Genomic DNA, 17,453 nt, shown 5'->3' on the forward strand with positions numbered 1-17,453 from the left:
ATGCCAGCGGCCCAGTCGAGTGTTGGGTCGGTTGCTGGTAGGTCTGGCCGCACTCGTGCTCGTCGTAGTAGTAGGTCTCTACCGCCCTCTGCTCACTCCCGCAATGGTTGAAGGCCACGAACACAGTGGACGGCGGGCAGATTGGGGCCCTCAGGCCGACGGAAAACAGCGCCGGCGCGGTCGCAAGCCAGCCACGTACACACCGTCTAAGTAGCTAAGCGTCCGGAGTGCGGCGTCGACGCCGTGCCGCAAGCCCTCAGCTATCGCTGATCCCGGCGCACGGATGCTTGTCGGTAGTCGGGAGCGCCCGCTGGAAGTAGCACAGGAACGGCACGCTCGCAGCGCAACCAGGCAGCTCGATACCGGCCAGCGGCGCCAGGCCCCCGCAGCGGCGCTCGCAATCCCGCCGCCCTGGCTGCGACCGCTGACGATCAGCTTGCCCAGGTCCTCCAACGGCGAGGTCCGCGCCTCGAGCTCCCGAACCGCGTTGGCGAACACCTGAGTGGAGGATGGCTCCGGACGGCAGCCTGGTGAACACCTGGGGAGCCGACACAACCGCGCCGCACTCGAGTTCGCCGCCAGTCTGCACGCCGCCGGCTACCACCAACCCCATGCCGCGAACCAAACCTACGCGCAGGCCAGCCAGGCCTTCAACGCCGGCAAGGCGGTCATGCACCAGGACGGTCTGCTCGCCTGGCAGAGCTACTTCCAGGTCGGCCTCAACCAGTCAGTACGTCGGCGTACTGCCGCGCGGACGGCGGTGGCGACTTGTCAGGCTCGCAGGCGATTGACGTCTGGCCGTCTAGGAAGACCGAGCAGTGCCAACGGAACGACAAGGGCCGCGACGGTCGCGGCCCAGTACACGGCGTGGCGAATCCCAGCGATGTCACTCGGGATGTCGCCTACCCCTGCCCGTCGAAGCGCTGAAGTGTGAGCGCTCGCGACTGCGATGTAGCCGGACAGGGCCAGGATCCCGCCGCACTGCTGCGCCGAGTTCAGCACTCCCGCGGCCAAACCCTGATCACCACGGGGCACGGACGAGAAGGCGGTCACCGTCGATGCGACCCCAGCACACCCTGCACCCACGCCGAGAAGTATGAAGGCCGACATGGTCCACGGAACGAACGGAGTCGTACGGCTCAACGAGGCCGCGTAGGTGATGGCTCCCACTGATACCAAGGCGAAACCGGAGGTCAGAAGTGCCCGTGCGCCGGCTCTCGGGAGAAGCCATGACGCGAGTTGAGCACCCGCGACGATTGTGGCGGCCCAAACACCGAACGCCAGCCCTGCTTGCGAGCCAGTCATGCCCCGCACGTCCTGGAAGAAGAACGAACTGAAGTAGTAGATGCACATGGTCGTTCCGGTCGAGAGCGCTACAAATGCGAACCCGAGGGCACCGCGCGATCTGAACAAGTGGAAAGGGATCAACGCAGTACCAGTGATCCGTTGGGACAACGCGAACAGCGCCGCGCCTGCCACGGTCGCGACGAGTGGAAGCCAGGTGCGCCACGACTCGATGCCCAAAGTGCTCACCTGACTGAGGCCCAGAATCGCACAGCCGATGCTGAGCGAGAGCAGGGCGCCACTCAATATGCCGAGGCGACGCGTCGTGTTTCGCTCCCCTCGCGGTACCTGCACCGGGATCACCACAACGATCGTGAGGGCGATGAGGAGGAGAGGAAGAAACGAGTAGCGCCACGACGCGAGCGATGACATCAGCCCGCCTCCTACGTTCCCCAGAATCAGCCCAGCCGCACCGATCGCCGCCCAGGCTCCCAGTGCGCGCCCACGTTCTCGTGTCTGCCTGAACGTCGAGGTGAGCAGCGACAGAGCTGCAGGTGACGCGAATGCCGCACCGATCCCCTGGACGGCTCGGCCGACGATCAACATGAGCCCGTTCACGCTCACCAGGCAGGCGAGTCCGCCAGCCAGGAAGATGATCAGGCCGACCACGAGCGTCGTACGGCGACCGGCATAGTCGGCGACCCGGCCGCCGACTAGAAGGAGGCCACCAAATGCGAGGCCGTACCCCGTGATCAGCCATTGGAGGCTCTCCTTGGCCATCTGGAAGTCCGCTCCGATGCCCGGCAGCGACACCGTCATCACCGTCATGCTGCTCGAGAAGAGGAGCTGAACGCAGCACATCAACATCAGGAAGACCAGCCGGCGCCGGGGATCGCCGTCCCGGTTCGAGTCCTTGGCGCCACCTGCGGCCACAGGGCCGCTTTCAGACGGATCCTCCGGGGTCATGGTGCGGAGCGTAGCTCGATTGACAGGATGTGTCTAATCGTTTAGCTTTTCTGGCGTAAGGCGCCTGCCGGTCCGCGTGCTCGGGCGGGCGGCGTTCGACGAGGAAGGATCTTCACGGTGCCAGCAGACAGCAGGACGATCGTCGCGGACTGGGTGGTACCGGTCTCGTCGCCGCCGCTACGGGAGGGTGCGGTGGTGATCGTCGCCGACCGCATCGCCTGGGTGGGCCACCGAACCGCGCTGCCCGCGCCGTGGACCGGTCTGCCCGTGGAGGAGCTCGCTGGTGTCGTCACACCGGGCTTGGTGAACGCCCACTGCCATCTCCAGTACACGGCATTCGCGGAGGTCGGCATGCAGTCCTACATGAGTTTCGAGGAATGGTCTGAGTCCTTCGGAGTAGCCTACGGTGGCGTTCGCGACGGCAGCTTCTGGCGAGAGTCATCACGAGCTGGCGTTCGGCAAGCGCTCGCGACTGGGACTACTGCCATGGCTGACATCGTGACCAGCCAAGAGGCGTCTGGCGTTCTCTTCGAAGGCGGGCTGGCCGGCGTCGAATTCCTCGAGGTCATCGGTCAGACCGAGCAGCGGTGGAGAGACTCAGGCCGGGCGTGTTTCCTGGCATGGCTTGATGACGCAGCACCCGGGCCGCGGGGAATCTCCCCGCACGCACCGTACAGCGTGGATGGAGGCGTCATCTCCGACCTTGTCGCCATCGCCGCCGAACGCGAGATGCGCATCCACTCGCACCTGGCCGAGTCTTCGGTCGAGGCGACTCACTATCAGCATGGCGACCGGACCGTAGTGCAGGTCTGGGGTGAAAGGAGCGGCGAATTCGCGCTCGTTCGCACAGGTGGTTCCGGCCGCCGCACAGCGGAGTACGCCGCGTCAACCGGCCTCCTCGGTGCATCGACACACGTGGCCCACGGCATCTACCTGGATCGTGCAGAACGTGAAATGCTGCTGGCCAACCGCACGGCCGTCGCGCTGTGTCCGCGCTCCAACGCGATCGTGGGTGACGGCCCGGCACCCGTCGCTGCGTACCTGTCCGAGGGGCACGAGATTTCAGTCGGAACCGATTCTCTCTCGTCGTCACCGTCGCTGGACCTGATGGCAGACGTCAAGGCCCTCGCGCGAATCGCCCGCGACCAGGGGTATGCGCACCCTGATCTCAACCGCCGGCTCATCCGTGCCGCGACCCTCGGCGGCGCGAGGGCACTGGGACTGTGCAACCGCGGTGCTCTCGAAGCCGGCGCGTCAGCAGACCTCGCAGTGTTCGAGGTCGAGGTCGGCAGAGAAGGCGTCGAGACGGCGCTCGTCAACACCGCGGAGGGACAGTGCACTCGCACCGTCATCTCCGGACGCGTGGTCCACGAGCGCGCTGCAGTCCCTCGCTTCTGATCCGACGGTCTGACACAACCAGCTTCAGTCCCCTCGAACCCACTGGTTCGAGGGGACTGAACGTTTACCGGCGCTTCACTGGTGAGGTGTAGTTGGGGTCTGACGCTGGTAGATGCGCCAGGTGGCCTCGACTTCGACGTGGGCATCAGTTGCGAACAGATCCTGCAGTCGCTGGGTCTGCTTGCCGGTGAGCAGATCGGCGCCGGTGGGCAGCGTCCGTCGGGCGTTGTGGAGCGGGTCGCCGTTTCGGCGGCAGTGCCCGCGGGTGTCTTGCGACCCGCCGGCTGCACTCGTCGAGGGCGTCGTCGGCCAGGCGGACGACGTGGAAGGGGTCCATTACCGTCACGGCGTCGGGCAGTACCTCGGTGGTGGGCGGTCTTGAACTGGTGAACCCTTCCATCGCGACGACCTCGACCGCGTCCCGCCAGGGTCTGTGGGCGTTCGGTCGGCCACTGCTGAAGGCTTGTTTGGCGCGGCGTTCGACCAGACCGAGCAGCCGTGCGGGCCCGGTGCCGTCGCGGACGCCGGTCAGGTCGATGAACACGGACACGAGCGACGGTCAAGTGCTGCACGACGATGCCTTCCGGCGCCCACCGTAGCCCGCGTCGAGACAGCCTCGCCCGGAGCTCGGCCGCGCGGCGGGTGTCTTCGCGCCAGACGTGCCCGCTACTGGTTCGCCGCCGGCGCACGAGCCCACGGTGTCGCGAGGCGCTCCCTCGCACCCGCAGCGACGGCACCACTGGTCCGGCTGGACGACACGGCAAACTAACACCGCCTGGGCAACCAAACCGGAGTCAAGTCATGCGCGCGAAACTCAGTCGCGTCACGTTGGGATACCCGACGTGACGCGACTGAGGTTGCTGATGCTACTTGCCACTACCTTCGGCAAATCCACGGCGTAGCGCCTTTTGCGCGACGATGAAGACCGCCAGTACGGGCAGGAGTGTCACCAGCGAGGCGGCTGCTTGGATCTGTGGATTGACATTCTCTCGGGTCGAGAGCCCGGCGATCCCGAGGGTAACGGTCTGCACCGAAGGATCTTGCAGGAGAGTCGCGGCGACGATGAGTTCTCCGAAGGTCCAGACAAAGACCAGTGCAACAACTGATGCCAGAGCAGGCAGAGCGAGCGGGACCGCGATCCGCATGAACGTGCGTAGCGTCCCGGCCCCATCGAGCACCGCCGCTTCGAGCATCTCGGTCGTCAGGGTCTGCTGCATGAACGTGTGGATGAGGTAGAACGCGAACGGCAGACTGCTGACGCCGTCGATCACGCCCAGGACGAGGAGACTGTTGGTCAGCTCGAACTGGGACAGCATGACGAACACCGGAATCAGCCACGCGATCAGTGGTACGGCGTACACCGACGCCAGCGTCCATCTCGTCCCCGCGACGACTCTTCCCTGGTGGGTACGGAACCAGTAGGCACCCGCGAGCGCCGTACTCGCACAAACCAGGCATGCAACGACACAGGTGATGAACGTTGCGCGAAGGCCACCTGCCAAGTGCGCCTCTTCCCAGCCCACGCGCAGGTGCTCCAGCGTGAAGCTTCGCGGGAGTCCCCCTGGACTCCGGATGAAGTCGTCCTCCGTTCGTAGCGTGGTTGAGATCAGCATCAGGAAGGGCAACAGAAACGGGACAGCGATGACAGCTGCGATTGCCGTCCGCACGTAGACCTGTACGCGATTGGAGCCCATGTCAGTATTCCTTCGCGTTCAATCGCCGAAGCCGCGGCGAGATCGCCCGCGCGATTCTGGGAACAGCCACGAAAAGAAGCGCGACGATCACCACCATGAGCACCAGGACGATCGCCTCCGCCGCGGCCGCGCCGAAGAAGCCGAAGCGCATGAACTTCTGGTAGACGGCGAAGTCGATCGTTGTGCTTGCCAGCCCCGGGCCGCCACTGGTTAGTACGTAGATCCAGCCGAACATGAAGAGGAAGACAGCGATGATCTGGAACATGCACCAGAGCACGATGGTGGCCCGAATGCTCGGGATGACGACGTACCAGAGCTGGCGCAGGTAGCCTGCCCCGTCGAGTCGCGCAGCTTCGAACGTCTCGCCCGGGATCGAGCTCAGAGCCGCTGAGAACACCAGCACCCCTGTGCCCAGTCCCGCCCAGAGCATCAAGACCATGATGGTCGGCTTGACCCAGTTCGCATCAGTCAACCACGCCTGGGACAGCGCGCCCAGCCCAACCGCGTCGAGACCGCCGTTCACCGGCCCGTTGTCTCCGAGCAGCGTCCGGAAGACGAGGCCGACGATCGCCGGCGAAAGGATCGACGGGAACAGGTAGATCGTGCGGAAGAGCCCGGCGAATGCGACGTGCTCGTGCAACAGGTATGCAACCAGCAGCGGAGCCACAACCCAGACTGGCACCGCCATGAGGTAGAACAACTGATTGCGGACAAGCTGCCAGAACTCATCCTGTTGTAGGAGAGTCACATAGTTCTCGAACCCGACGTACGTGGAGTAGCCGGCTGGTTGCCAATCGAAGAACGACCGGTAGGCCACGTACGCAAGGGGCAGCAAGAAGACAACGACCTCGAGGATCAACAGCGGGGCCACCAGCAGCAAGCCCGAGTTGAAGAACCCCGCCTTGTCGACAGAGCGCAACTTTGGCGGTCGCGGCCTTGCGCGCCACGAGCGAGCTGTGGCCGGCGTCGACGACGTCCTGGCCGGCGGCCTGGTGTCGACCTCAATTGGACTGCTCATACGCCGTCTTCGCTTCCTGTGTGAACTTGTCGAGCGACATGTCCCCGCTCAGGAGTGGAGCGGCATTGCGTTCGTAGACCGCCAGAACCGGCAGTGGGAACGACGAGAACCCGGTGTGGTTGTCAGGAAGTCGCATGACGGACAGGACCGCCTTCTCCTCCGGGGTGCTACCCACGACGTCGAGACTCTTGACGTTCGGCACGGCCCGGATCCGCTCCCAGAGGATCTTCTGTGCGGGTGCGCTGCCCAAGAAGCTGACGAAGGCGCCGGCGGCTTCAGGATTCTTGGTCCAGGTGGGGATCGCCCACCCGTTGCTGGCGCCGCCGTCGGCCATGTTCTTGAACTGGGAGGTGGGAACCTGGGGGAACGGAACGAAGTCGACCTCGCCGAGACGCTTCGCGGAGGTTTTGACGTCGTCGAGTCCTCCGCTGACCACCATGGCGGCCTTCGCCGACTGGAAGTGGTTCGTTGCGTCGGGAAGCATGTTGCGCGAGAAAGCACCCCGATCCCCGAAGCAGCCCGCCTCCTTCATCTCCAGGATGTAAGTCGCGGCCGCGGTGAAGATCTTGTCGTCGATCGGGATGTCCGCCGCGGTCCATTTGGCGAGCGTCGCATCGTCCATGAGCTGGCTGGTGATCATGTACATGAAGGCCTCGAAGTTGAAGCCGTCCTTCCAACCGACGGAGATCGGGTCCATTTCCTGGCCGCTGAGCGTTTCACACGTCTTGAGCAGAGCGTCCCAGTCGGCCAGCCCGGCCTTGGGGTCGAGCCCGGCTGCAGCGAACTTCTTGCGGTTCAGGAGTAGTCCATACGCATATGTTTGCGTCGGCACGACGTAGAGGTTGCCGTTGCGGGAGTAGTTCTCCTCGACGAAGTTCAGGTCCCCGAGTGCCGGCTTCAGCGCGTCCTGCAGGGGACGGAGGGAGTTGCGGTAGCTGTAGGCCTGCTCGCCGCCGTACATCGAGACGACATCAGGTCCCGTGCCGGCGACCGAAGCATTGCGAAGCTTGTCCCAGAACGTGGGATACGGGATGTTCTGGATGTCGACCTTGACCTTGGGGTGCTTCTCGTTGAAGGCCTTGACCACCTCGGCGTACGCTTCTCGCCCGCCATCGCTGTTGTCGGGCACAAAGGTCCACACCGTCAGTGTGATGTCCTTGTCCGGGACCGGGGCGCTCAACCCGCCCTGCGATGGCTTGCCTCCACTCCCACAGGCAGCGAGCAGTGCGATGGCCGCGAAGCCGGCACAGGCGGCCCTGTACCGGCGCGCAAAGTTCAGGAGACTCATTGACGTTCCTTTCGTCACCAGCGACGCATGGCCGCGGACAGTTCCGGAGTGACCGGCTCGAGCGTGGCGCCGACGTGGTCGAGGCACAGCCTCGCGACGGCGGCTTCGAGTTTGGGGGGAACCGGATACACCTCAGGTGCCCAGTCCTTGGCGGTCAGCGACAGGTGCTCGATGGCAAGCGCCTGCAGGGTCAGTGACAAGTCCATGACCTCGATGGGATTGCCTTCGGCATCCGCGCAGTTGACGCAAGCTCCCTCACTCGCGATCAACACACGTTTCCCACTCGGCAGCTGATACTCGGCCAGGCCGGGGAGCAGTGCGGACCGCTTACCCGTGCGCCTCAGATAGTCCATCGGGAGCTCGAACGATCCACCTCCCGCCGTACAGACGATGACGCCGTCGCGCATCGCCTCGATGTGCTCCGCCGTGACACTGCCTGCGATACCGGTCGCGGAGAAGACCACCTCTGCCGAGGAGGCGACGTCGGCGATACTCGCGACCTGGTGGCCGTCGTGGTGGGCCTGGAGCGCCCGGATGGGGTCGATCTCCGAGACCACGACCCGCGCGCCGAGCGCGGCGGCGTGCAGGGCGACCCCCTTGCCCACCCACCCGTATCCGACAACGACGACGATGCGGCCCGCAAGTTGGAGGTTTGTCAGGTCCAGCAACGCCATCACACATGACTGGCCAGTGCCATACACGTTGTCGAACAGGTACTTCAACTGGGCGTCGTTGACTGCGATCACCGGAATTCGCAGGGCCTTCTCCGCGGCCATCTGCCGGAGCGGGCGCACACCGCTGGTCGTTTCCTCGCACGCTCCATAAAGGTCAGTAAGGAGTTCCGGGAATTCCCTGTGTACCCGCCTGATCAGCGTCGCGCCGTCGTCCACGAGAACCTGCAGTCCCTGATGCAGGAAGTCGCGCTCGACCTCCCGCCTTCGCCGTTCGTCCCTGTCATGGACTGCATATACCGCGACACCTCGGTCACGGAGGGCGTCGACAACCTCCGTCGTCTGCGTGTGGCCGAACACGCTCACCTCCACGCCCGCTGCCTGCAAGGCCAGGGCCAAGTTCGCCGTCTTGGGTTCGAGCACCAAAGAGAGACCGGCTCTGAGCCCCTCCAGCGACCCTTCAGCGGCGAGCCGCTGGCCAACGGCCCGCAGGGCGGGCATTCCCCTTGCAGCCCAGTCGATTCGGCGTTGTCCACCGGTGGCCGGGGATTCATGGTCGGGTAACGTCATCACGATTCTCCATACCGATCCACTCGCCGACATCGTCGATCTGTTCCGGTTTCACCTGGTCCAGCGTCACGCCAAGGCTCTTCAACCTCGCCGCCGCGATGGAATCGTCCAGCGCAGCCGGGATGACATGGACACCCGGCGCCAGATCGCCAGCCGCCAAGTAGTGAATGCCGAGGCCTTGTGCGGCAGACGTCAGGTCCATTGATTCCACCGGATGACCGCTCCCGCCGGCGATATCCACCAACGCACCTTCTGCCAGGGCATGAACATCGCGACCGTCCAGGCGATAAGTTGTCACATCGCGCCGCGCCACCTCCTGCGACACCGAGACCCGTCGCAACGCTTCGAGGTCAATCTCGACGTCGCGGTGACCGGCGTTGGCCAGTACGACGTCGTTGCTCAGGTGGCGGAACTCCGCCTTGCCCAGCCCGCGTGTCCCACCGGTCGCGGTGACGACAACCTGCGCCGTCGGAAGCACCAAGGCCGCACGGCCGACAGCATGGCCGTCCATGTGCGCCTCGAGGGCACGCACCGGATCCGTTTCGACCACCGATGTCAGGGCTCCCATGGCAGCGGCGTACTGCGCCACAGCCCGGCCAACTGTCCCGTAACCGATCACCGCGAGCCGTGCGCCGGCGATCTGACGGTTGGTGAGCCTCAGGATCGCCTGCAGGGTCGTCTGGCCTGTTCCGTGACGACTATCGAACAAGCCCTTGCAGCGTGCGTCGTTCGTGGTCAGAGCGCTGAATGGCAGCTTCCCACAGGCATGCAGCCTCCTGAGGCGAGCAGTACCAGTGGTCGTTCCTTCCGCAACCCCATGCAACGCTGCGAAAAGCGCCGGGCGGTGCTGCGCAATGCGCATTGTCAGCTCCGCGCCGTCGTCGATAATGAACTGAGGTTCCCGAGCAGCTGCCGTGAGCAAGTCACTCTCCGAGGTTGCCCGGCTCCCTCCGGCCTCCGACACGACATCGATACCTCGGTCCCGCAACGCTGCGACTACGTGGCGATTCGTCGTTCGGGGATTGCGACCGGCCACTACGAGTTCCGCGCCGGCGTCGGCGAGCACGGTCGCCAGAAACGCAGTCTTCGCCTCGATGTGCGCGACAAGTGCTACCCGCAAGCCGTCGACCCCGCCATCGGAGAGGATCTCGCGCACGAAGCCATCGAGGACAGGAGAGTTACGCCGGACCCAGCCGATCTGGTTCTCACCGAGCTGCGCATCGCCGTTCATCACACCACCTAGCCCTTTCGTTCCGGACAAACTAAGCGTTTAGAAATGAGGCGTCAAGGGATTCGCAGCAGTGGTTGCTGCACCTGTCTCAGGCTGCGTCAGCAGACTCGGAGAGCGACCGGAGCGCCAGGCTGCTGATCCTGCCCATCGTTGTCACGGGCTACGAATCTCGCGCTCGCACCCGCAGGTTTCGCCGATCAACAGGCTGCTCGGCAAGGTCTTTGACGAGGGAGGTACGTCGCCCCGCCAGGCATCGAGCATCTCGAACGCCGTGACTGCCAGTTCGTCGAGAGGAAGCGACACGGTGGTGATTGCGACGCTCCCGTTCAAGGCCTCGTTGATCCCGTCGAAGCCCACGATCGCCAGATCTTCCGGGACCCGCAGCCCCTGCCGGCCAGCGGCACGCAGACAGGCCAAAGCGTGCTCGTCCGTAGTGCAGAAGACAGCCCGCGGAGCATCCGAGTCAAGCATGCTGACCATCGCCTCTTCCGCTTCTTTCCGATCGCGAGGGAAGCGATGCATTGTCTCGCCGCCTGCCGCTCGAAAGCCTTGTTCTCGCAATGCGGTGGGGCCATGATCGACGGGCCCGGTGAGGCAGTGGACGTCAGAGTAGCCGTGCCCGAGAAGGTGCTCAACGGCACCAACCGCACCGGCGAAATTGTCGAACACCACCGAGGGGGAACTGGAGCCCGGCGGTGCCGCGTGAAGGTAGATCCGTTTGCTGTCCACCCGAGACCCGTCGCCTACTCCGACGATGAATATCGCCATGCAATTGAGGTCGGAGAAGGCGCGCTCGTACTTCTGCTCGGACTCGGCTCCATAGTGTGTGTTGCCGAGCAGTGTCAGCAGCGACCGCCTGCTGGCCTCACCCTCCATCCGGGTCGACAACTCACCGAAGAACGCGTTGGACGCGTCCGGCACCACCAGTCCGACCAGGTTGGACTTATTCCCCTTCAACGCCGCCGCGAGCGTGTTGCGCCGGTATCCCAACTGCTTGATCGCCTGGTTGACCCGCTCTCTGGTCTGCGGCGAGACCCGCCGGGGTCCGTCGTTCACGACGTAGCTCACAACCGCGGTTGAGGTCCCCGCCTGGCGCGCCACATCAGCGAGCGTCGGCCGCTTCTGCTTCTTCATGGGACCACCATAGCCATTGACAGACCGCATCTACACGTTTAGATTCGCCGATCATGGAGCTTGTGATCGATACCGACACCGCCGCGGACGACGCAGTCGCCCTTGTCCTGGCCGCGTCGACGCCGGGAATCCGCCTCGCTGCGGTCACGACTGTGGCCGGGAACGTGCCTGTTGATCTCGCCACCCGCAACGCCGCTTGGGCCCTTCAGGTCGGTGGGCGGGACGATGTACCGCTGTACTCCGGAGCAGCCGGACCGTTACGCAGGCAACTGGTGACCGGTCAGGACGTACACGGCGAATCGGGGATGGGTGACGCGAGGCCGCCCGACGGACTGCGCGCCGCCGATCAGGGATTCGCCGCCCAGGAGTTGGTGCGGGCCGCCATACAGCGACCTGGCGAGCTCACACTCGTGACTCTCGGTCCGCTCACCAACATCGCGATCGCTGTGCTGCTCGATCCACTGTTTCTCACCCGGTTCGCACGAGTCGTGGTGATGGGCGGAGCGCCGGATGCACACGGAAACGTCACACCGGTGGCCGAGTACAACTTCTGGGCCGACCCAGAGGCCGTCGACATCGTCCTGAGGGCCGCCGGCGAACTCGAACTCGTCGGCTGGGATGTCTCCCGTCAGGCGGCAGTCATCACGGATGAAGAAGCGGCATTGCTGGCCGCCAAGCGCACTCCCAAGTCCCGGTTTGTGCTCGAGGCCACAGCCGCACTGGATCGCTACTGCCGCACCGAGCAGGGACTGGCCGGCTTCGATCTGCCCGACCCAGTGGCTGTGGCGGTAGCCATGCACCCAGGAATCGTGACCTCAGCGCATCGGCTTCCAGTGAGCATCATGGTCGAGCAAGAGGCACGGGGCCAACTCCAGGTCGACCGTAGAGGTCGCCCCTCAGGGCGGTGGGTGAGAGTGATCGAGGGCGTGGACCGGCAAGCATTCCTCAACTGCTTGATGGATGCATGTGAACTGGAAGGAGCGGCGGCATGACTGCCGATGTAGCACGTGGGCGAGAGGCGATCGCGTGGGTACGAGAGTTCTCGCCGGTCCTCGACGGCCATGTGCGCTCAGTCCTGTCCGACGGAGCCATCGACGGACGGAAGGTCGCGGTCGTGGTCCATCTGGAGGCCAAGACGGCGTTCCTCGCACTGGTCCTGGCTGAGGCCGGCGCTGACGTCGTGGTTGCCGGGAGCAACCCGCACACCACAAATGGCGACGTCGTGGCCGCGTTGCGCGCAGACGGCCTCCAGGTATTGGCCCATGAGGACGCGGGAATCGCTCAGTGGGAACAAGATCTGATCAGGGTGGCCGACACCCATCCGGAGTTGATCATCGACGATGGTGCTGAGCTGACGATTCGCATGGCCAAGCATCGGCCTCACGCCTTCACCGCATTGCGTGGCGTATCGGAGGAGACGACGACCGGTACGGCCCGCCTGGAGGCGATGCACTCGGCCGGGTCCCTGCCGTTCCCGACGCTGACAGCGAACAACGCTCGGTGCAAGCACCTCTTCGACAACCGATACGGCACCGGACAGACGACCATTCAGTCAATACTGCGCCTCACCAACCGGCAGTTCGCCGGGGCGACTGTGGCCATCATCGGGTATGGGTGGGTCGGCACCGGTATAGCCGCCTACGCCAAAGCGCTGGGTGCAAGGGTTGCGGTCGTCGAAGTCGACGAGGTCAGAGCGCTCGAGGCCTACATGGATGGCCACGAGGTCGGCCGGACCGCGGATGTCCTTCCCAAGGCCGACTTCGTGATCACGGCGACCGGAGGTGTGCGCGCCATCGGCGCCCCAGAGTTCGCCTCGCTCAAGCCCGGCGCCATACTGGCCAACGCGGGCCATCACGACCTCGAGATCGATGTACCGGCTCTCGGCACGGGCCGCGAGGTCCGTCCGCAACTGACCTCCCACAACCTCGGCGACAAGCAGATCAGCCTGCTCAGCCACGGTGCCTTGGTCAACATCGCCGGCGGCTCCGGTCATCCTGTGGAAATTATGGACCTCAGTTTCGCGGTCCAGGGCCTCGGATGTCACTACCTGGCTTCGCACGACCTCCCGGCCGGCGTTCATGTCCTGCCTAAGGAGCTCGACGACTCCATCGCCGCGGCCCGACTGGCAGCTGCCGGAATCAGACTCGACCAGCTACAGCCCTACCAGCTCGACGACGTATCGGAGTGGATCGGATGAAGCTCGACTGGGCGCTCGAATGGATGCCCGTACTCAAGGACGTCGGTGCCCGCCTGAGGCTGGACGGCATCCGGATCGGCATCTGTCTCACTCTCGAACCGAAGACCGCAAACCTGGCTGTCATCCTCCGGGATGCGGGCGCTGAGGTGGCCGTGCACTGCCCGGCCACCTCGACCACGGACGAAGTGGCGGACGCACTGCGCGACCTCGGGATCACCGTCTTCGCTCGATCCACCGCGACCAAATCCGAGGACCTCGACCTCGCCGACCACTTCCTGCGGTGGAGTCCTCAGATCCTCATTGACGACGGCGCCACCATGATCCGGCGGCTGCACAGCCACCACCCGGATGCCCTCAAGACGATCTGGGGCGCAGCCGAGGAGACGACAAGCGGAATCCGCCCACTTCGCGCGATGGGCGAGAACCTGAAGATTCCGGTACTTGCGGTCAACGACGCGACCACCAAGTACCTCTTCGACAACGTGTACGGCACCGCCCAGTCGTGCGTGATGACCTTCGTCGACCTGACCAACCTCCAACTCGCGGGGCGAGACGTGCTGGTGATCGGCTACGGCTGGGTCGGCCGCGGACTGGCGAGGTACCTCACCGGACTCGGATCCCGGGTCACTGTTTCAGAGCTGGACGCGATCAAGGCGTTGCAGGCGTTACACGACGGCCACCGGGTGGCTGCTTTCGCTCAAGCCGCACCCACGGCCGAGGTCATCTTCTCGGCAACCGGGGTCCGCGGCTCGATCACACCCGAGCAACTGGCGCAGGTTCGCGACGGAGTCTTCCTGGCCGTCGCGGGTGGAGCCAGGGACGAGATTCCCATGACCTACTTGCACGGACTAGGCACTTTCAGAACGACCCGCAGTGAGGTCCAAGAGTTCACCCTTCCGGACGGCCGAGCCGTGAAGGTCATCGCTGACGGCGAATGCATGAACGTCACCGCGGCCGAAGGTAACCCGATCGAGATCATGGACCTCTCGCTTGCCCTGCAAGCCCTCGCCGTTCAGCACTTGGCGCTCAACGCCCGCAGCCTCACTCCGGGTGTGCACGACCTCCCCGCCGCGTTCGGGCAAGAGGTAGCCAACATCCGGCTCACCGCAGCCGGCGCGGCCCTGGAGCCACTCACCGAAGAGCTACGCCGCGCTCAGGAGGAATGGTGATCTGATGCGCCGGACCTGCCTTGCACGACGGCTCACCCTCGCCAAATGCGGCCACAACCCGGCAGGGTTAGCGTCATGATCACGGTGTTCGGCAGCGTGAACATGGATCTGGTCGCCTACGCACCCCGCGCCCCGAAACCGGGAGAGACCGTCGCTGGACGGGCGTTCCACACCGTCCCCGGCGGCAAGGGAGCCAACCAGGCAATCGCCGCAGCCCGGGCAGGCGGCCAAGTCCGCTTCCACGGCGCGGTGGGCGACGACCACTTCGGCGAAGATCTCAGAACTGCACTCGTGACGGCTGGCGTCGACGTCGAGGGCCTGCGGCAGATTCCAGGGCCAAGCGGTATCGCGCACGTCGTGGTCGACGATTCCGGCGGCAACTCGATCGTCGTCATCCCGGGCGCGAACGGCGCGGTCGACGCCGGTCAGCCTCCAGACCTCGACCGGGCGTCAGCCCTGCTCCTCCAGCTCGAATTGCCCATCACCGTCGTGACTCAAATCGCCGAGACCGCAGACGTGCCGGTCATCCTCACCCCGGCGCCTGCGCAGGCCCTTCCGGACAGGCTCATCGACGCCGTCACACTGCTCGTGCCCAACGAGCACGAGGCCGCGGCGATCACCGGTATCGAAGGTACGGACGAGATGCTGCAAGCCCTTCTTCGGCGGGTTCCCGAGGTCGTCATCACCCTCGGCTCGCGCGGCGCTGTGTATGGATCCCGCTCAGGCGAGCGCCTCCAGGTACCGGCCGTACCGGTGACAGCGGTCGACACGACTGCCGCCGGCGACACCTTCGTCGGCGCCCTGGCAGTAGCCCGGGCCGAGGGCATGCCCACGGCCGAGGCCCTACGATTCGCCTCGACCGCCGCCGCACTCTCGGTCCAGAAGCCAGGCGCGAGCACCTCCATACCAACCCGCGCCCACATCGACGCAGCTCGAGCCACCTCTGGCTGATCCCATCACCGATCACGACCGGGACGGCGATGCCCATGCATCTGAGCGCCGCGATCGCCGGCTGGTCCTGATCTCAGGCTAGTGCTGGTAGGCGCAGCGCCTTACCCGGGGCGAGTCACGCTCTGACGGACTTGTGCGCACCGCTGCGGCGGTTGCCGGTGATGCGGCGACGTTGACAGTTTCGGCAAACAGGCGGAGCGGCGCTGACCGGCCGGAAGACACCGGGTGGAGGCCGACGATCCTGCCGCGCGATCGACGAGCCACCAGGCGCCTGCCGGCAAGCTGTCCGGCTTCAGGAGAGATACGTCCAGGCCGTTCACCCCCTGCGCGAGCCAGCTTCGGCTCTCAGCTACCCGCTGGTCCCGGTCACCCGCAGCCCGATGCCGACGCGCACCTGCCGGGCCGTTGACCGCCCCTCCCCTTCGCCGCGAGCAGCGTCCTGTGACGTAGACTTCGAAGTTCGACAGGTCGTACGGCAGGCCGTACAGGTGTTGTTCGATGGTCAGCTGGGCAACCTCGGATGGCCAGAAGTCGTCTGTGCGCACCTCGTCCCTTGTTCTCTGTCAGAAGGTCGTCGAAGGCAGGCATACGCTTTTGGCTGGCGAGGCAGGCTATGCCGAGGTCCGGGCGAAGTGCACGTCCGCGAGATTGCCGGCAACCGCCGCGATGTTGAGCTAGTCGTAGTAGTTGTGGCCGTCGGCAACATCGAGCAGGACGATCTTCAGCCCCGGATGGGCTCTGGTTGAACGTTGCGATGACACGCTTGATCCTCATAGGACTTCACTTTCGGAGTGATTCGTCCAACTGCGCCCGTCCCCGGTCCCTCGCCTGCCGCTTCCGACTCCGATCCACTGCGAGACTCGTCGCCTGGGCATGCCGAGCCCTGCGCGGTGATCGCCGCGGCGACTCCTACTCCGGCCAGGAAGCTCGCTGGACGATCTGACCAGTGCTGGTGGTCCAGGATCGGCGTCTGGAGCAGCGGGCCAGCAAGTGTGCTGTCGATGCGATCGCGCAGTCTGGATGCCAGCCCGGCACCGGCGCTCGCTCCGTACAGCACGAGCGGCACCCCGAGTTCCCGTCGGCGACCAGATGCTCGCGAGTCCAGGAGAGCGCATGATGGCAGTCGGCGAGCGCCGCCGGACACTGCGACTCCGACGTCACCACCGCCCTTCCGTGGTGACCGTCTCCCAGGATGCAAGGACAACAGTGCGGCTGACGGCGACAATGTGCGAGCCGGGAGCCAGTTCGGTGCCATCGGGTAGGACCCCGATGGTGGCGTCAGGAACGATGACCGAGCCCTCGATCTGATCGCCACAGGCCGACCAGGAGACCTCGATAGTGCCGTGCGGCGTGGGAATATCGCCTCGTGCAGCGGAAATGTCTCCGAGCCACGGTGCTACAGCAAAGCGTGAGAATCCAGGAGCGAGCGGCCGGATGCCCAGCACACCCCTCTGGAGGAAATCGATGGGCGAGGTCGAAAAGCCGTGACAGAGGCTGCCCTTGCCACCGAATGCGTCCTTGCCGTGTTGGATGACTCCGGCCTCCCAGATCGTGGTCGAACCACTAGCGACGATGTCGCCCCAGAACCGGCGGATGATGTCGATCCCATCGGCAAAACTGCCCGAGTCTGCAAGTGAGCGCAGAACGAACGAGAGCAGATACAGCTCCGGCATCAGGACGTCGCTGTCGTCCTCCGCACCGGTGAGCCCACCCTGTGGCCAGACTGTGCCGTCAGGTGCGGACATGTGGGCAAGGGCTTGGACCAATCGGCTGAAGACTCTAGTTCCTGTTGTCCGTCGTTCATCTTGCCGATGACGGCGTCATCGGTGTTGCCGATGGTTGGGGTGTGGGTAGGCCCCGCCTGCTGGTCGCGGACGGGGCC

General features: G+C 65.1%; 13 protein-coding genes and 2 pseudogenes. 5 read left to right on the plus strand and 10 right to left on the minus strand.

Features of this window, described 5'->3' with window-relative positions:
* Positions 1 to 40: 40 nt before the first annotated feature.
* Together ACIBL3_RS37925 and ACIBL3_RS37930 are read right to left on the minus strand one after the other, a co-directional pair.
* Positions 41 to 169, minus strand: a pseudogene (locus ACIBL3_RS37925) (acetylxylan esterase); the annotation flags it as partial.
* A 602-nt stretch (positions 170 to 771) separates the two neighbouring features.
* Positions 772 to 2,250, minus strand: coding sequence for an MFS transporter (locus tag ACIBL3_RS37930; RefSeq protein WP_396358752.1), 1,479 nt, complete (start codon positions 2,248 to 2,250; stop codon positions 772 to 774).
* Positions 2,251 to 2,367: 117 nt separating this feature from the next.
* On the opposite strand from ACIBL3_RS37930, the gene ACIBL3_RS37935 reads away from it, so the two are divergent.
* On the plus strand, positions 2,368 to 3,648 hold the full coding sequence (locus ACIBL3_RS37935; protein ID WP_396358753.1) for an amidohydrolase family protein: 1,281 nt from the start codon (positions 2,368 to 2,370) through the stop codon (positions 3,646 to 3,648).
* A gap of 78 nt (positions 3,649 to 3,726) precedes the next feature.
* On the opposite strand, the pseudogene ACIBL3_RS37940 reads toward ACIBL3_RS37935, so the two are convergent.
* The 7 genes and pseudogenes from ACIBL3_RS37940 to ACIBL3_RS37970 all read right to left on the minus strand — a co-directional run.
* Positions 3,727 to 4,426 (minus strand): annotated as a pseudogene (locus ACIBL3_RS37940) (transposase); the annotation flags it as partial.
* 88 nt (positions 4,427 to 4,514) lie between these two features.
* Positions 4,515 to 5,342 (minus strand): carbohydrate ABC transporter permease, encoded by an 828-nt coding sequence (locus tag ACIBL3_RS37945; RefSeq protein WP_396358754.1) that lies wholly within the window; start codon positions 5,340 to 5,342, stop codon positions 4,515 to 4,517.
* A 1-nt stretch (position 5,343) separates the two neighbouring features.
* Positions 5,344 to 6,261: a carbohydrate ABC transporter permease gene (locus ACIBL3_RS37950; protein ID WP_396358755.1), complete on the minus strand. Its 918-nt coding sequence runs from the start codon at positions 6,259 to 6,261 to the stop codon at positions 5,344 to 5,346.
* 82 nt (positions 6,262 to 6,343) lie between these two features.
* Positions 6,344 to 7,648, minus strand: coding sequence for an ABC transporter substrate-binding protein (locus ACIBL3_RS37955; RefSeq protein ID WP_396358756.1), 1,305 nt, complete (start codon positions 7,646 to 7,648; stop codon positions 6,344 to 6,346).
* Between the two features lie 14 nt (positions 7,649 to 7,662).
* Positions 7,663 to 8,889: an adenosylhomocysteinase gene (locus ACIBL3_RS37960; RefSeq protein WP_396358757.1), complete on the minus strand. Its 1,227-nt coding sequence runs from the start codon at positions 8,887 to 8,889 to the stop codon at positions 7,663 to 7,665.
* Positions 8,870 to 10,120 (minus strand): adenosylhomocysteinase, encoded by a 1,251-nt coding sequence (locus ACIBL3_RS37965; RefSeq protein WP_396358758.1) that lies wholly within the window; start codon positions 10,118 to 10,120, stop codon positions 8,870 to 8,872. The genes ACIBL3_RS37960 and ACIBL3_RS37965 overlap by 20 nt, the downstream gene beginning before the upstream one ends.
* Before the next feature lie 153 nt (positions 10,121 to 10,273).
* A complete protein-coding gene (locus ACIBL3_RS37970; protein ID WP_396358759.1) occupies positions 10,274 to 11,254 on the minus strand; it encodes a LacI family DNA-binding transcriptional regulator in 981 nt (326 codons plus the stop codon).
* A 53-nt stretch (positions 11,255 to 11,307) separates the two neighbouring features.
* Here ACIBL3_RS37970 and ACIBL3_RS37975 point away from each other — a divergent pair, with 53 nt between their 5' ends.
* From ACIBL3_RS37975 to ACIBL3_RS37990, 4 genes are all read left to right on the plus strand, one after another.
* Positions 11,308 to 12,246, plus strand: a complete 939-nt coding sequence (locus ACIBL3_RS37975) for a nucleoside hydrolase (RefSeq protein WP_396358760.1) — start codon at positions 11,308 to 11,310, stop codon at positions 12,244 to 12,246.
* Entirely contained in the window at positions 12,243 to 13,451 is a 1,209-nt protein-coding gene (locus tag ACIBL3_RS37980; RefSeq protein WP_396358761.1) for an adenosylhomocysteinase, read from the plus strand. The genes ACIBL3_RS37975 and ACIBL3_RS37980 overlap by 4 nt, the downstream gene beginning before the upstream one ends.
* Entirely contained in the window at positions 13,448 to 14,620 is a 1,173-nt protein-coding gene (locus tag ACIBL3_RS37985; RefSeq protein WP_396358763.1) for an adenosylhomocysteinase, read from the plus strand. Before ACIBL3_RS37980 ends, ACIBL3_RS37985 begins: the two co-directional genes overlap by 4 nt.
* A 75-nt stretch (positions 14,621 to 14,695) precedes the next feature.
* On the plus strand, positions 14,696 to 15,571 hold the full coding sequence (locus ACIBL3_RS37990) for a ribokinase (protein WP_396358764.1): 876 nt from the start codon (positions 14,696 to 14,698) through the stop codon (positions 15,569 to 15,571).
* A 1,157-nt stretch (positions 15,572 to 16,728) separates the two neighbouring features.
* Here the strand turns inward: ACIBL3_RS37990 and ACIBL3_RS37995 are convergent.
* A complete protein-coding gene (locus ACIBL3_RS37995) occupies positions 16,729 to 17,316 on the minus strand; it encodes an alpha-L-rhamnosidase C-terminal domain-containing protein (protein ID WP_396358765.1) in 588 nt (195 codons plus the stop codon).
* Positions 17,317 to 17,453 lie beyond the last annotated feature (137 nt).

It is taken from the genome of Kribbella sp. NPDC050124 (assembly GCF_044460355.1).
Classification (GTDB): domain Bacteria; phylum Actinomycetota; class Actinomycetes; order Propionibacteriales; family Kribbellaceae; genus Kribbella.

Coding starts and splice junctions, on each gene's coding strand:
- ACIBL3_RS37985 (WP_396358763.1), top strand. CDS start 13,448: ATGAAGCTCGACTGGGCGCTCGAATGGATGCCCGTACTCAAGGACGTC.
- ACIBL3_RS37965 (WP_396358758.1), bottom strand. CDS start 10,120: ATGAACGGCGATGCGCAGCTCGGTGAGAACCAGATCGGCTGGGTCCGG.
- ACIBL3_RS37995 (WP_396358765.1), bottom strand. CDS start 17,316: ATGTCCGCACCTGACGGCACAGTCTGGCCACAGGGTGGGCTCACCGGT.
- ACIBL3_RS37955 (WP_396358756.1), bottom strand. CDS start 7,648: ATGAGTCTCCTGAACTTTGCGCGCCGGTACAGGGCCGCCTGTGCCGGC.
- ACIBL3_RS37945 (WP_396358754.1), bottom strand. CDS start 5,342: ATGGGCTCCAATCGCGTACAGGTCTACGTGCGGACGGCAATCGCAGCT.
- ACIBL3_RS37960 (WP_396358757.1), bottom strand. CDS start 8,889: ATGACGTTACCCGACCATGAATCCCCGGCCACCGGTGGACAACGCCGA.
- ACIBL3_RS37980 (WP_396358761.1), top strand. CDS start 12,243: ATGACTGCCGATGTAGCACGTGGGCGAGAGGCGATCGCGTGGGTACGA.
- ACIBL3_RS37975 (WP_396358760.1), top strand. CDS start 11,308: ATGGAGCTTGTGATCGATACCGACACCGCCGCGGACGACGCAGTCGCC.
- ACIBL3_RS37990 (WP_396358764.1), top strand. CDS start 14,696: ATGATCACGGTGTTCGGCAGCGTGAACATGGATCTGGTCGCCTACGCA.
- ACIBL3_RS37970 (WP_396358759.1), bottom strand. CDS start 11,254: ATGAAGAAGCAGAAGCGGCCGACGCTCGCTGATGTGGCGCGCCAGGCG.
- ACIBL3_RS37930 (WP_396358752.1), bottom strand. CDS start 2,250: ATGACCCCGGAGGATCCGTCTGAAAGCGGCCCTGTGGCCGCAGGTGGC.